Origin of the sequence: Pseudomonas iridis, from assembly GCF_017980685.1 — a bacterium.
Taxonomy (GTDB): domain Bacteria; phylum Pseudomonadota; class Gammaproteobacteria; order Pseudomonadales; family Pseudomonadaceae; genus Aquipseudomonas; species Aquipseudomonas iridis.
Genome location: NZ_JACXXO010000001.1, coordinates 416,122 through 430,006 on the forward strand (window position 1 = coordinate 416,122; position 13,885 = coordinate 430,006).

General features: G+C 58.1%; 17 protein-coding genes. 12 read left to right on the plus strand and 5 right to left on the minus strand.

Annotation, left to right across the window (positions count from 1 at the left end):
• Positions 1–32: 32 nt before the first annotated feature.
• The gene (locus IEQ42_RS01925; RefSeq protein ID WP_042557993.1) at positions 33–338 is read right to left on the minus strand and encodes a DUF2288 domain-containing protein; all 306 of its coding nucleotides are present in this window, start codon (positions 336–338) and stop codon (positions 33–35) included.
• Between the two features lie 354 nt (positions 339–692).
• On the opposite strand from IEQ42_RS01925, the gene IEQ42_RS01930 reads away from it, so the two are divergent.
• From IEQ42_RS01930 to IEQ42_RS01950, 5 genes are all read left to right on the plus strand, one after another.
• The gene (locus IEQ42_RS01930) at positions 693–1,820 is read left to right on the plus strand and encodes a branched-chain amino acid ABC transporter substrate-binding protein (RefSeq protein WP_210702386.1); all 1,128 of its coding nucleotides are present in this window, start codon (positions 693–695) and stop codon (positions 1,818–1,820) included.
• A 231-nt stretch (positions 1,821–2,051) separates the two neighbouring features.
• On the plus strand, positions 2,052–2,975 hold the full coding sequence (gene livH, locus IEQ42_RS01935; RefSeq protein WP_042557991.1) for a high-affinity branched-chain amino acid ABC transporter permease LivH: 924 nt from the start codon (positions 2,052–2,054) through the stop codon (positions 2,973–2,975).
• Complete coding sequence (locus tag IEQ42_RS01940; RefSeq protein ID WP_042557990.1) at positions 2,972–4,228, plus strand: high-affinity branched-chain amino acid ABC transporter permease LivM; 1,257 nt, start codon at positions 2,972–2,974, stop codon at positions 4,226–4,228. The genes livH and IEQ42_RS01940 overlap by 4 nt, the downstream gene beginning before the upstream one ends.
• Positions 4,225–4,992: a high-affinity branched-chain amino acid ABC transporter ATP-binding protein LivG gene (gene livG, locus IEQ42_RS01945; protein ID WP_210702387.1), complete on the plus strand. Its 768-nt coding sequence runs from the start codon at positions 4,225–4,227 to the stop codon at positions 4,990–4,992. Before IEQ42_RS01940 ends, livG begins: the two co-directional genes overlap by 4 nt.
• On the plus strand, positions 4,993–5,694 hold the full coding sequence (locus tag IEQ42_RS01950) for an ABC transporter ATP-binding protein (RefSeq protein ID WP_019580929.1): 702 nt from the start codon (positions 4,993–4,995) through the stop codon (positions 5,692–5,694).
• Positions 5,695–5,783: 89 nt separating this feature from the next.
• Here the strand turns inward: IEQ42_RS01950 and IEQ42_RS01955 are convergent, their stop codons facing one another.
• Together IEQ42_RS01955 and IEQ42_RS01960 are read right to left on the minus strand one after the other, a co-directional pair.
• Positions 5,784–6,020 carry an acyl carrier protein gene (locus IEQ42_RS01955; protein WP_210702388.1) on the minus strand — a complete coding sequence of 79 codons (237 nt, stop codon included), beginning with the start codon at positions 6,018–6,020 and terminating at the stop codon, positions 5,784–5,786.
• 118 nt (positions 6,021–6,138) lie between these two features.
• Positions 6,139–6,390 carry a hypothetical protein gene (locus tag IEQ42_RS01960; protein WP_210702389.1) on the minus strand — a complete coding sequence of 84 codons (252 nt, stop codon included), beginning with the start codon at positions 6,388–6,390 and terminating at the stop codon, positions 6,139–6,141.
• A 429-nt stretch (positions 6,391–6,819) separates the two neighbouring features.
• Here IEQ42_RS01960 and IEQ42_RS01965 point away from each other — a divergent pair, with 429 nt between their 5' ends.
• Genes IEQ42_RS01965 through IEQ42_RS01980 form a run of 4 tightly spaced genes read left to right on the plus strand, consistent with a single transcriptional unit; the run spans position 6,820 to position 9,266 of the window.
• On the plus strand, positions 6,820–7,125 hold the full coding sequence (locus IEQ42_RS01965) for a BufA1 family periplasmic bufferin-type metallophore (protein ID WP_210702390.1): 306 nt from the start codon (positions 6,820–6,822) through the stop codon (positions 7,123–7,125).
• A 25-nt stretch (positions 7,126–7,150) separates the two neighbouring features.
• On the plus strand, positions 7,151–8,038 hold the full coding sequence (gene bufB / locus IEQ42_RS01970) for an MNIO family bufferin maturase (protein WP_210702391.1): 888 nt from the start codon (positions 7,151–7,153) through the stop codon (positions 8,036–8,038).
• Positions 8,035–8,793, plus strand: a complete 759-nt coding sequence (locus tag IEQ42_RS01975) for an HvfC/BufC N-terminal domain-containing protein (protein ID WP_210702392.1) — start codon at positions 8,035–8,037, stop codon at positions 8,791–8,793. Before bufB ends, IEQ42_RS01975 begins: the two co-directional genes overlap by 4 nt.
• Complete coding sequence (locus IEQ42_RS01980) at positions 8,790–9,266, plus strand: DoxX family protein (protein ID WP_210702393.1); 477 nt, start codon at positions 8,790–8,792, stop codon at positions 9,264–9,266. The genes IEQ42_RS01975 and IEQ42_RS01980 overlap by 4 nt, the downstream gene beginning before the upstream one ends.
• Before the next feature lie 120 nt (positions 9,267–9,386).
• On the opposite strand, the gene IEQ42_RS01985 is transcribed toward IEQ42_RS01980, so the two are convergent.
• Positions 9,387–10,301 carry a LysR family transcriptional regulator gene (locus IEQ42_RS01985; RefSeq protein ID WP_210702394.1) on the minus strand — a complete coding sequence of 305 codons (915 nt, stop codon included), beginning with the start codon at positions 10,299–10,301 and terminating at the stop codon, positions 9,387–9,389.
• Between the two features lie 104 nt (positions 10,302–10,405).
• Between IEQ42_RS01985 and IEQ42_RS01990 the strand changes: the two genes are divergently transcribed.
• Positions 10,406–11,005 (plus strand): short chain dehydrogenase, encoded by a 600-nt coding sequence (locus IEQ42_RS01990; RefSeq protein WP_210702395.1) that lies wholly within the window; start codon positions 10,406–10,408, stop codon positions 11,003–11,005.
• 6 nt (positions 11,006–11,011) lie between these two features.
• Here the strand turns inward: IEQ42_RS01990 and IEQ42_RS01995 are convergent, their stop codons facing one another.
• Positions 11,012–11,359, minus strand: coding sequence for a hypothetical protein (locus IEQ42_RS01995; RefSeq protein WP_042557981.1), 348 nt, complete (start codon positions 11,357–11,359; stop codon positions 11,012–11,014).
• Positions 11,360–11,497: 138 nt separating this feature from the next.
• On the opposite strand from IEQ42_RS01995, the gene IEQ42_RS02000 reads away from it, so the two are divergent.
• Positions 11,498–12,151, plus strand: coding sequence for a COG3650 family protein (locus tag IEQ42_RS02000; protein WP_150604935.1), 654 nt, complete (start codon positions 11,498–11,500; stop codon positions 12,149–12,151).
• 97 nt (positions 12,152–12,248) lie between these two features.
• Positions 12,249–13,862, plus strand: a complete 1,614-nt coding sequence (locus IEQ42_RS02005) for an NAD(P)/FAD-dependent oxidoreductase (RefSeq protein WP_210702396.1) — start codon at positions 12,249–12,251, stop codon at positions 13,860–13,862.
• Positions 13,863–13,885: the final 23 nt, after the last annotated feature.

The following is a 13,885-nucleotide window of genomic DNA, read 5'->3' on the forward strand; positions in this document are numbered from 1 at the left end:
GATGAGATCGCGCACCAACAAGGTGCGCTCGCTTATTCGCCCGCCCTTTCCTGGATCAAAATCCACGGGCTGACCACCACTGCCCACAGCACAGGGTCACGCTCGAAAAGATCCAGCGCGCGCGATTCAGACAGCTTGGCGACCTTGTCTTCGGCCAGCCAGGCAGCGACTTTCTCGCCTTCATCAGACGCCACGGCTTCGGCGGCGGCGATCAGATCCAGGCTCGGGTCGACCCACAATAGGGCACCCTTGGCGAAGAACGGCTCCAGCTCCTTCCAGGTAATAGATGCGGTTTCACCAAGCAGCTTGGCATAGAGGGTGCTAGGTTCTTGGTTCATGGGTTCTGTCCGGAAAAGAAATCGACGCGAATAATAACGTCGGTGGTCCGCCAGAAAAACCCGGTTGCAAAATGCTGCACCGAACGAAAAGCGCAGGAAGGCCAAGGAATGCTGTTGATTGGGATATATGCCCACGAACGCCCCGCCGCAATTCTGTCTTTTTCATTCAAAAATGCGACACCCTCAAGTTTTGTCCCTCGGCGCCTGCTTCCCAGGCCAACAACCGGCGCTCTACACTGTACCGGTACAGTTGCCGAGGGCATTTCCGGAAGGTATCGCAAAGATATCTGACCCGGTTCTGCTGCTACGGCGCCAGAACTCAAAAAAAAATTACAACAGTAAGAGTGGAGCACTATGACTAAGGCTACTAAGCAGATTTCCAAACTGTTTGCCGCTATGGTTCTGGCCGGGGTTGCCAGCCATTCGTTCGCAGCTGACACCATCAAAATCGGTATCGCCGGTCCCAAGACCGGTCCAGTAGCCCAATACGGCGACATGCAGTTCAGTGGCGCGAAAATGGCCATCGAACAGATCAACGCCAAGGGCGGCGTCGACGGCAAGAACCTCAAAGCCGTTGAATACGACGATGCCTGCGATCCAAAACAAGCGGTAGCGGTTGCGAACAAGGTCGTCAACGACGGCGTCAAGTTCGTGGTCGGTCACCTGTGCTCCAGCTCCACTCAACCGGCTTCGGACATCTACGAAGACGAAGGCGTGATCATGATCACCCCGGCTGCCACCAGCCCGGACATCACCGCCCGTGGTTACAAAATGATCTTCCGTACTATCGGTCTGGACAGCGCCCAGGGCCCTGCCGCCGGTAACTACATCGCCGATCACGTCAAACCGAAAATCGTCGGCGTGCTGCACGACAAGCAGCAGTACGGTGAAGGCATCGCCACTGCCGTCAAATCCACCCTTGAGAAGAAAGGCACCAAAGTTGCCGTGTTCGAAGGCGTCAACGCCGGCGACAAGGACTTCTCGGCAATCATTGCCAAACTCAAGCAAGCCAACGTCGACTTCGTTTACTACGGCGGCTACCACCCGGAGCTGGGCCTGATCCTGCGCCAGGCTCAGGAAAAAGGCCTGAAAGCCAAGTTCATGGGTCCGGAAGGCGTGGGTAACGACTCGATCACCCAGATCGCCAAAGACGCTGCCGAAGGCCTGCTGGTGACCCTGCCGAAATCCTTCGACCAGGACCCTGCCAACATCGCTCTGGCTGATGCATTCAAAGCGAAGAAAGAAGACCCGAGCGGCCCGTTCGTTTTCCCGTCCTACTCGGCCGTGACCCTGATCGCCGAAGGCATCAAGGCTGCCAAGTCCGAAGACCCGACCAAAGTGGCGGAAGCCATTCACGCCGGCACCTTCAAGACCCCGACCGGCGACCTGAGCTACGACGCCAAGGGCGACCTCAAGGACTTCAAATTCGTCGTCTACGAGTGGCACAACGGCAAACCTAAAACTGAAGTTTCGCCTCAGTAAGGCATTGCCAAACTGACTGCCAATAAAGCCCACGGCGTGCCGTGGGCTTTGTTTTACGAATGTATAGGGCCGCGCTGGCGTGATCCGCCAGTCTCCCCACCTGAAAATCTCAAAACCGTCATCAGCGGTTCGCTGGCAAAACCCGGATTCGAAGTGGATAAAGATCCACGGGGCCGGGCGGGAAAATGACTCCACCAGTGAAATGCGTATCAGGTTTTTAGGAGCGCTGTAATGCCTGACATCTATCACTTCTTCCAACAGCTGGTTAACGGCCTGAACGTTGGCAGCATGTATGCCCTGATCGCCATCGGCTACACGATGGTTTACGGCATCATTGGAATGATCAACTTCGCCCACGGCGAGGTGTACATGATTGGCTCCTACGTGGCGTTCATCGCCATCGCCGGGCTCACCATGATGGGACTCGACAGTGTCCCGCTGTTGATGACGGCGGCGTTCATCGCCAGCATCGTCGTTACCAGTTCCTACGGTTACAGCATCGAACGGATCGCCTACCGCCCCCTGCGCGGCAGCAACCGTCTGATCCCGCTGATTTCCGCCATCGGTATGTCGATCTTCCTGCAGAACACGGTTCTGCTGGCGCAAGACTCCAAGGACAAAGCTATCCCCAACCTGATTCCGGGCAACATCGTCTTCGGGCCAGGTGGCGCACAAGAAGTGCTGATTTCATACATGCAGATCGTGGTGTTCGTGGTCACGTTGATCGCCATGCTCGGCCTGACACTGTTCATCTCTCGCTCTCGTCTGGGTCGCGCCTGCCGCGCCTGTGCCGAAGACATCAAGATGGCCAACCTGCTCGGCATCAACACCAACAACATCATCGCCCTGACCTTCGTCATTGGTGCTGCGCTGGCGGCCGTTGCGGCTGTGCTGCTGAGCATGCAATACGGGGTGATCAACCCGAACGCCGGTTTCCTCGTCGGCCTCAAAGCCTTCACCGCCGCGGTACTGGGCGGGATCGGCAGCATCCCCGGCGCCATGCTCGGCGGGTTGGTGCTTGGGGTGGCGGAAGCTTTCGGTGCCGATATCTTCGGCGACCAGTACAAGGACGTCGTGGCTTTCGGCTTGTTGGTTCTGGTGCTGTTGTTCCGTCCGACCGGCATTCTGGGCCGTCCGGAGGTTGAGAAAGTATGACTAGGAATCTGAAACAGGCACTGTTCAGTGCCTTGCTGGTGTGGGCCGTGGCCTACCCGGTACTGGGTCTGAAACTGACCATCGTCGGCATCAATCTGGAAGTGCACAACACCAGCACGGCTGTTCTGGCGACCATCGCCATCTGCTCGGTGCTGATGTTCCTGCGCGTGCTGTTCAACCAGCAGATCAGCAAGGCCTGGCGTTCCTCGCCGGGCATGCCGCTGATCCCGGCCAAGGCCAGCAACTTCCTGACCCTGCCGACCACCCAGCGCTATTTCATCATTGCGCTGATCCTGCTGGCGCTGGTGTGGCCGTTCTTCGGCTCCCGTGGCGCGGTGGACATTGCAACGCTGATCCTGATCTACGTGATGCTCGGCCTGGGCCTGAATATCGTCGTCGGTCTGGCCGGTCTGCTCGACCTGGGTTACGTCGGCTTCTACGCCGTCGGCGCCTACAGCTACGCGCTGTTGTCGCACTACTACGGCCTGAGCTTCTGGATCTGCCTGCCGATTGCCGGCCTGATGGCGGCGACGTTCGGTTTCCTGCTGGGCTTCCCGGTATTGCGTTTGCGCGGTGACTATCTGGCGATCGTGACCCTCGGCTTCGGCGAGATCATCCGTCTGTTCCTGCGTAACCTGACCGACATCACCGGTGGCCCGAACGGCATCAGCAACATCGACAAGCCAACGTTCTTCGGTCTGACCTTCGAACGCAAAGCCGCAGAAGGGATGCAAACCTTCCACGAGTATTTCGGCCTGCAGTACAACTCGATCAACAAGGTGATCTTCCTTTACCTCGTTGCCCTGTTGCTGGCGCTGGCGGCACTGTTCGTCATCAATCGCCTGCTGCGCATGCCGATCGGCCGTGCGTGGGAAGCGCTGCGTGAAGACGAAATCGCTTGCCGCGCGCTGGGTCTCAACCCAACCGTGATCAAGCTTTCCGCGTTCACCCTCGGTGCTGCGTTCGCCGGTTTTGCCGGCAGCTTCTTCGCGGCCCGCCAAGGCCTGGTGACACCTGAGTCGTTCACCTTCATCGAGTCGGCGATCATTCTCGCCATCGTCGTGTTGGGTGGCATGGGCTCGCAGCTGGGCGTGATCCTCGCTGCCGTGGTGATGATCCTGCTGCCGGAAATGATGCGTGAGTTCAGTGAGTACCGCATGTTGATGTTCGGTGCCCTGATGGTGTTGATGATGATCTGGCGTCCACAAGGTCTGCTGCCGATGCAACGCCCACACATGGAGTTGCGAAAATGAGCCGCGAGATCCTTAAAGTTGAAAACCTGAGCATGCGCTTCGGCGGCTTGCTGGCGGTCAACGGCGTGGCCCTGACCGTGAAGGAAAAACAGGTGGTTGCATTGATCGGGCCGAACGGCGCGGGCAAGACCACCGTGTTCAACTGCCTGACCGGTTTCTACCAGCCTAGCGGCGGCAGCATCCTGCTCGACGGCGAGCCGATTCAGGGCCTGCCCGGCCACAAGATCGCCCTCAAAGGCGTGGTGCGCACCTTCCAGAACGTGCGGTTGTTCAAGGACATGACGGCGGTCGAGAACCTGTTGATCGCCCAGCACCGTCACCTGAACACCAACTTCCTGTCCGGCCTGTTCAAGACCCGGGCGTTCCGCAAAAGCGAGCGCGAGGCGATGGAATTTGCCGAGTACTGGCTGGATAAGGTCAACCTCAAAGAGTTCGCCAACCGTACTGCCGGCACCCTGGCGTACGGTCAGCAACGTCGTCTGGAAATCGCCCGCTGCATGATGACCCGTCCGCGGATCCTCATGCTCGACGAACCGGCCGCCGGCCTGAACCCGAAGGAAACCGAAGACCTCAAAGCGCTGATCAGCATGCTGCGTGAAGAGCACAACGTCACCGTGCTGCTGATCGAGCACGACATGAAACTGGTCATGAGCATTTCCGACCACATCGTTGTGATCAACCAGGGCACGCCTCTGGCCGACGGCACGCCGGAACAGATCCGCGACAATCCTGAAGTGATCAAAGCCTACCTGGGGGAAGCGTAAATGCTGCAGTTCGAAAACGTTTCCACCTTCTACGGCAAGATCCAGGCCCTGCACAGCGTCAACGTCGAAGTCCGTCAGGGCGAGATCGTGACCCTGATCGGCGCCAACGGTGCCGGCAAGTCCACGCTGCTGATGACGCTGTGCGGTTCGCCGCAAGCGCACAGCGGCAGCATCCGCTACATGGGTGAGGAACTGGTCGGCCAGGACTCGTCGCAGATCATGCGCAAGAGCATTGCCGTGGTTCCGGAAGGGCGTCGGGTGTTTGCCCGTCTGACCGTTGAAGAAAACCTCGCCATGGGCGGATTCTTCACCGACAAGGGCGACTATCAGGAACAGATGGACAAGGTTCTCGGACTTTTCCCACGCCTGAAAGAACGCTTCGCCCAACGCGGCGGCACCATGTCCGGTGGCGAACAGCAAATGCTCGCCATCGGCCGTGCGCTGATGAGCAAGCCGAAACTGCTGCTGCTCGACGAGCCATCGCTGGGTCTGGCACCGATCATCATCCAGCAGATCTTCGACATCATCGAACAGCTGCGCAAGGACGGCGTGACGGTGTTCCTGGTCGAGCAGAACGCCAACCAGGCGCTGAAAATCGCCGACCGTGCGTACGTTCTGGAGAACGGCCGCGTGGTGATGCAAGGCACCGGTGAAGCGCTGCTGACCGACCCGAAAGTGCGCGAGGCGTACCTCGGCGGTTGATGGGTTGCGCCAAACAAAAAAACGGCCTTCGGGCCGTTTTTTTATTTATAACTACTTCGAATTATCAAGTAATTCTGCACACCAAAATTTTACCTCCCATGTTTCATGGCATAGTTAATCGCGTCCTGAACAGTTGCGATATTTTCGGCGACATCGTCTGGTATTTCCATACTAAATTCATCCTCAAAAGCCATGACCAACTTAACCGTATCCAAGGAGTCCGCTCCTAAATCATCTACGAAAGAGGCTGAACCCACAACAAAACTTGGCTCAACACCCAAGTGATCTACAGTAATATTTTTCACCCGATCTTCTATAGTACTCATTTGATACTCCTCAATCCCTGGCCGATGCGATTCCGCGCTTCCTTGAGAAATTTCGCTTCAGCACACCGCCTTAATAGGCTCGATAGCGAAACAAGGACTAACACCCTTGATAACATGATCACTTCTCAATCTTTGAAATGAGCGTTTCCTTGGGAGATAAAAGCCCAATAACTCGCAGCAAGTTATTCACAGCACATAGAGTTCCGACATCCTCAAGAGTTGCCTTCTTATTAAAAATACGTCGAAGACAAAAATACAACTGCATTTCCCCTAGTGCGGCGCCGTCATGAACCATGTTCTCATTGAGGATTACCTTGGCGCTGTCGTTAATCTTATACTCTAAATATTTTTCCAACTCAGCCTTTTTCATACACTTTCTCCTTATTAATGCGCTAACGAAGTTTTACTATAATCAGATGAACAATATTCGCCACTGTCAGAAATGACAGTTTTTTATACTTATCAGCGATAGACAACCGACATTTATTTCATATCTGCACGAGGCGCTAATACTCGTTCACCACTAGTTGCTTCAGCACCAAATTCCTAAAAACAAGAAAAATGGCCCTCCGGCCGTGTCTTTTTTACTCTCCGCTCTGTAGGAGCTGCCGCAGGCTGCGATCTTTTCACTGTAAAAAAAACAGGATCAAAAGATCGCAGCCTGCGGCAGCGCCTACACGGGGGAGTATTTTTGAAAAAAGTTTTGGCTGGGCTGTAACGCATCGCCATGTCGTTTCTCTAGAGGGACAAGCAAGCGCATTTCGCTTGTAAAACCCCAAGCTGAATCTGGAGAAACACCATGACTGCTACTACCCGCGCCCTGTCCGCCACCGCACTGGTTCTGGCCCTTGGCTCCGCGCTGAGCATCGCTAGCGTTTCGACCGCTCAAGCAGCCGACACCAAAATGGAAAAATGCTTCGGCGTGGCATTGAAAGGCAAGAACGATTGCGCTGCGGGCGCTGGTACCACTTGTGCCGGCACCTCGAAAATGGATTACCAGGCCAACGCCTGGAAACTCGTTCCGGAAGGCACCTGCGCCACCACCGAGAGCAAGACCTCGCCGACCGGTTTCGGTCAGATGACCGAGTTCAAAGCCAAGTCCTGATCTGCCGCCTGCCTGAGTGACGATCATGTTCACACCCCACGACCATGCCCTCCCACGCACTCAGGCAGCCTGCGCAGCGCTCCCGCCCCGTGCCGGGCTGGGGCTCAAGACCGGGCACTTTCGCGAAGTGCTCGGTTCGCAGCCGGACATCGGCTTTTTCGAAGTCCACGCCGAAAACTACATGGTTGCCGGCGGTCCGTTTCATCATTTTCTCGGTTTGATTCGCGAGCAATATCCGCTGTCGCTGCACGGCGTGGGGCTGTCCATCGGGGCCGAAGGGCCGCTGGACGTTCAGCACCTGCAACGCCTGAAGGATCTGATCGAGCGTTATCAACCCCACTCTTTTTCCGAACACCTTGCCTGGTCCAGCCACGGCCCGGTGTTCCTCAATGACCTGCTGCCACTGGCCTATGACACGCCGACGCTGAACCGCGTTTGCGCGCACATCGATCAGGTGCAAAACGCCCTCAAGCGGCCAATGCTGCTGGAAAATCCGGCGACCTATCTGGCCTTTCAACGCTCGACTATCGACGAAGCGGACTTCATTGCCGAAGTCATCCGTCGCACCGGCTGCGGCTTGCTGCTGGACGTCAATAACGTCTACGTCTCGTGCATCAATCATCAGCGCGATCCAATGGCCTATCTCGATGCCCTGCCGTTGCACGCCGTCGGCGAAATTCATCTGGCCGGTTTTGCCGAAGATTCCGACAGCCTCGGCGACCGCTTGCTGATCGACGATCACGGCGCGCCCATTGATCAAGCGGTCTGGGATTTGTATCGCCAAGTGCTGGAACGTGTTGGCCCGGTGGCGACGCTGATCGAGCGTGACAATCAGGTGCCGCCGTTCAACGTGTTGCTGGCCGAAGCGCAGCAGGCCGATGAGTTGTTGCAGCGTGCGAGGCGTTCGTCATGAGCACCCACGCCGCCTTCTGCGCCGCGTTGCTCAACCCTGGATCGCCCTGCCCCGAAGGTTTGTGCAGTGCCAACGGCGCCGATCCTGAGAGCCGTTTTGCGGTGTATCGCAACAATGTGCAGAGTTCGTTGATCAACGCGCTGGCAGACAGTTACCCGGTGGTCATGCAATTGGTTGGCGAGGCATTCTTTCGCGCCATGGCGGCCATTTTCGTCCAGGGCCAGCCGCCGCGAAGTCCGTTGATGAGCCGTTACGGCGAAGATTTTGCGGATTTCATCGCAGGGTTCGAACCAGCCTGCAGCGTGCCCTATCTGGCCGACATCGCGCGCCTGGAACACTTGCGCACCCGCGCCTACCACGCCGCCGATGCCGAGCCAGTGCGCCCGGAAGAGATCACCGCGGCCCTGAACACCCCGCAGGTTTTGAGCGAACTGCGTTTCGAACTGCATCCGTCCCTGCACCTGCTTGATTCAGCCTATGCCGTGGTTGCGATCTGGGCGGCGCACCAGCAGGAAGCAACACTGGCCGGCATCGACATCACCCGCGAACAGCACGCTCTGGTACTGCGCAACGGCCTGGAGGTTGAAGTGTTTACGCTCGAACCCAGCGCCAGCACGTTCATTCGCCATTTGATCGAAGGCCAGCCACTGCTGGCGGCGGCAGAAAACAGTCCGCCATTCGATCTGGCCCAAACCCTCGGTCTGCTGATCGCGCACAACGCCATCACTCATCTGAAACTCAAGGAACAGCCATGAACAACCTGATCATCCGTGCCATCGCGCTGCTGGAAAAAATCCCCCACAGCCTGATCGCTTTTCTTGCACGCTTCTCGATTGCGGCGGTGTTCTGGAAATCAGGGCAAACCAAGGTCGAAGGCCTGGCCATTGATCTGATCGACGGCACCTTTCAATTGGGCTGGCCACACTTGGCCGGCTCGACGATTCCGCTGTTCGAAAGCGAATACCACGTGCCGCTGCTTTCACCCGAAATCGCCGCGCACATGGCGGCGTTTGCCGAGCATTTCTTTCCTGTTCTGATCCTGATCGGTTTCGCTACACGCTTTTCGGCGTTGGCGCTGCTGGGCATGACCCTGACCATTCAGTTGTTTGTGTACCCGGATGCATACCCGACCCACGGCACCTGGGCGGCGGTGTTGCTTTACTTGATGGCAACCGGGCCGGGCAAGCTTTCGATCGATCACCTGATCGCCCGCCGATTCGCCAGCTGAGCAATTGCGTGTGGGAGCGAGCCTGCTCGCGAATACGATTTCACATTCAGCAAATGTGTCGCGCCATGTACGGCTTTCGCGAGCAGGCTCGCTCCCACGGAGACTGGAGTGAAACCGGAATTAGCGCTGAAGGCGATCGAGCGCCTCGCCGCTGCGCTTGAACCAGCCGATCAAATAGTCTGCCAATACCTGCGTGCGTTTAGGCAACCCGCCTTGATACGGGTGCACCAGGTACATCGGCATGCGCCGGGTCTGGTAGTCGCGCAGGAGCCAGCGCAATCGCCCGTCTGCCAATTCTTCTTGCAGCAGGTACGAAGGCAGCCGGGCGATGCCGGCGCCGGTGAGAGCGGCTTTCTTGAGCAGATTGTAATGGTTGCTGGCGAACGGTCCCGACACCCGCACGCGCAGTAATTCGTGTTGCTGGTGGTACAACCATTCCTCGCGACCGCTGTAGTGACTGTTGAGCAAACAGCGGTGTTCGGCCAGCGCCTGCGGCGTCATTGGCTCGCCGAAGCGCTCGAGATAATCGGGACTGGCACACGTCATTTCCTGCCAGGCCAGCAGCGGTTTGGCCACCAGTCGTTCGTCATTGGCGACCTCGCTACGAATCGCCAGGTCAAATCCATCCCGCGAAAGATCGCGATAGCTGTTGTTCAGTTCCAGCTCGATCTGCACTTCGGGGTATTGCTGCGAGAAATCCAGTAGCAGACCGTCGAAGAAGGTTTCCCCCAGCGAAACCGGAACCGTCATACGCACCGGGCCGGCCATGTCGTCCTTCAATCGCGCCAGTGCCTGACGTGCCCTTTCCACTTGGACTACAAGTGCCTGCGCCTGTGGCAACAATGCCGCACCGGCGGCGGTCAGGCTCAACCGTCGGGTCGTACGCTGTAGCAGGACCACGGAAAACCGCGTTTCCAGCTGACTGATGCGCTTGGACAACTGGCCTTTGCTACAACCCAGTTGCTGCGCAGCCAAGGTGAAACTGCCAGCTTCGATCAACACGGCAAACGCGGCCAGATCATCCATTTCGCTCACGGATTGTTTCCATTTGAAAACCAAAGGTTGCCCATTAGCGCGTTTATCCGCAGGAAAAACCACTCTAGTTTGAAACCTCGTTCAATCACTTGAGGTACAGCACGATGAAGATTCTGTTGATAGGCGCTGGCGGCACCATCGGTTCGGCCGTGGATAAAGAATTGTCGCAACGCCACGAGGTCATTCGTATCGGTCGTACCAGCGGTGATTTTCACGTCGATATCAGCGACAGCACGTCGATCCGCAAGCTCTTCGAGCAGACCGGCAAGTTCGATGCACTGATCTGCGCCGCCGGCAACGTGACATTCGCCCCGCTGGGAGAGATGAGTGAAGACAGCTTCGCACTCGGCCTCAAAGACAAACTGATGGGTCAGGTCAATCTGCTGTTGATCGGCCGTGAATTCGCCAATGACGGCGCCTCGTTCACGTTCACCACTGGGGTGCTCAGCCACGATCCGATCCGCAGTGGCGCCTCGGCTGCACTGGTCAACGGTGCGCTGGACAGCTTCGTCCGTGCCGCCGCCATCGAACTGCCGCGCGGTTTGCGAGTGAACTCGATCAGCCCGACGGTTTTGCTGGAGGCGATGGATGGCTACGCCCCGTACTTCCGTGGCTACAAGCCAGTTCCTGCGGCGGATGTGGCGTTGGCCTACGCCAAAAGTGTCGAAGGCTTGCAGACAGGCCAGACATTTCACGTCGGTTGATGAGACTTAGTTGATCAGGGTCGGCAAAAGTCTTTTGGCCACGGGACGTTCTATCGATATCCGAAACCTCTCCCTCAAAACGGAGTGCACCGTTGCCGTGGTGACCGGCAGGCCATTGATCGATACGGTCAATGGCTGCCCCATCGCTGCAAGGCTCACTTGTTGAGCGCGCTTCGCCGCTTCGGCCGTCAGGGTGACTGATAATTCGACGTGGTCCGGGTTGGCCCCGTCTTGATCCTCAAGCAGTATTTGCAGCCGTTTGAAGTCTGCAGAAGAGGTAAATTGGAGGTCGGCTGCCTGGCCAGCGCCGGCTCCCGCCATCATCAACAGCAACATCATGGTTTTCCATTGCATCCAAATCTCCTTCGCCACCGCTCCTCGACAGCGCATCACTATGCAATGGCGCTGGAGGCCACTCAATAGCGTTTACACAAACCTTGTGATCGGCGGCTGGCCTCAGTAACGTGGCGGCACTTGTCTGGAGAGTCGAAGATGCGTGTTGCCCGTTCGTTAGTCCTTGTTGCCCTGTTGCCGTTATTCGCCGCGTGCCAGTTGTTCGATGGCCAGCGTGAAAGTGCCTCCCACGTGGGGCAGACACGGATGCAGGGGCAACTGACCGCTGCCGACGGCAAACTGGTGTTCCAGCCGTGTCAGGATCAGCGTCAATACGTGATCAACGACATCGGCGGCACCAGCGTCCTGCAAGAGGCCGCCACCCTCGCCGATGAACAAGGCAAGCTGTTCGCCGACGTGCGCGGCAAGGTCGCCGGCGACCGACTCGATCTGACTCAGTTGTATCGCGTCGAGCGCTCCGGCACGGCCTGCGATGACCCCAATTTCAAGCTGTTGATCCTGCGTGCTGCCGGCCATGGCCCGGAATGGAACGTCAAGGTCAGCGGCAAAGGGATGGTCATCGACCGCGACGGTCAGCCACCACTCGCCGTGCCTTATGTTGAAGAACAACTGGGCGACGGCCGCTTCAATCTGAGCAGTGAAGCCAACAATCAGCGCATCGAATTGTGGGTCGCACCGCAGCGCTGCGTCGACAGCAGCACTGGCAGCGTGCAGCACATGAGCGCCGAGCTGCGTATCGATGGTCAGGTGCAGCGCGGCTGCGGGTATTTCGGCGGATCGCGTAACGACTGAGTGTTTTAGCCTCACCGGATCCGGCCTTTGCGGCTTATAATCGCGGCCTTCAAACGCCCTGGCGCAGTTGTGCGCCCCGCGAACCCGGATCCTCGCCATGTTACGAATCACTGAACTCAAGCTGCCAATCGACCATCCCGAAGAAGACCTGCGCGCTGCCATCGTGCAGCGTCTGGGCATCGCCAGCGATGACTTGCTCGATTTCACCTTGTTCAAGCGCAGCTACGACGCGCGCAAAAAGTCCTCCGAACTGTGCTTCATCTACACCATCGACCTCAACGTAAGCGACGAGGCCAAGGTGTTGGGCAAGTTCGCCGACGACCGTAACGTCAACGTGGCGCCGGATGTCAGCTACAAATTCGTCGGCCAGGCGCCGAGTGACCTGAACCAGCGCCCGATCGTGGTCGGTTTCGGCCCCTGCGGAATCTTCGCCGGCCTGCTGCTGGCGCAAATGGGCTTCAAGCCGATCGTTCTGGAACGCGGCACCGAAGTGCGCCAGCGCACCAAGGACACCTGGGGCCTGTGGCGTAAAAGTGTGCTTAACCCTGAGTCCAACGTACAGTTCGGCGAAGGCGGCGCGGGTACATTCTCCGACGGCAAGCTGTACAGCCAGATCAAGGATCCGAAGTTCCTTGGCCGCAAGGTTCTGCACGAGTTCGTCAAGGCCGGCGCGCCGGAAGAAATCCTCTACGTCAGCAAGCCGCACATCGGTACGTTCCGTCTGACCGGCATGGTTGAAAACATGCGCGAGCAGATCCGCGAACTGGGTGGCGAAGTACGCTTCCAGGAGCGCGTCAGCGACGTGCTCATCGAAGACGGACAATTGGTCGGTGTGCAACTGGCCAGCGGCGAAACACTGCACTCCAGACATGTGGTTCTGGCCCTCGGCCACAGCGCCCGCGACACGTTCCGCATGCTCCACAGCCGTGGCGTGTTCATGGAAGCCAAGCCGTTCTCGGTAGGCTTCCGTATTGAACATCCGCAATCGCTGATCGACCGTGCGCGTCTGGGCAAGTACGCCGGCCACCCGAAACTCGGCGCCGCCGACTACAAACTGGTGCACCACGCCAAGAACGGCCGCTCGGTCTACAGCTTCTGCATGTGCCCGGGCGGCACCGTGGTGGCGGCGACTTCCGAGCCGAACCGGGTGGTCACCAACGGCATGAGCCAATACTCGCGTAACGAGCGCAATGCCAACTCCGGCATCGTTGTCGGCATCACCCCGGAAGTCGATTATCCGGGCGGCCCGCTGGCCGGGATCGAGTTGCAGGAACGCCTGGAATCCCACGCGTTCATCCTCGGCGGCAGCGATTACAAGGCTCCGGCGCAACTGGTCGGCGATTTCATCAACGACATTCCTTCGACCGAACTGGGTGAAGTCGAACCGTCGTACAAGCCGGGGGTCGCGTTGGGTGATCTGTCGCTGGCTCTGCCGGATTTCGCTATTGAAGCGATCCGCGAAGCCTTGCCGGCGTTCGAGAAGCAGATTCGCGGTTACTCGCTGCACGATGCGGTGTTGACCGGGATCGAGACGCGCACCTCGTCGCCACTGCGCATCACGCGCAACGAAACGCTGCAGAGCATGAACGTGAAGGGTTTGTTCCCCGCCGGTGAAGGTGCGGGCTATGCGGGCGGGATTCTGTCGGCGGGCGTGGACGGAATTCGGATTGCCGAGGCCGTGGCTCGGGACATTCTGGGCCTCAAAGCGTAAATCTCAAGATCAAAAGATCGCAG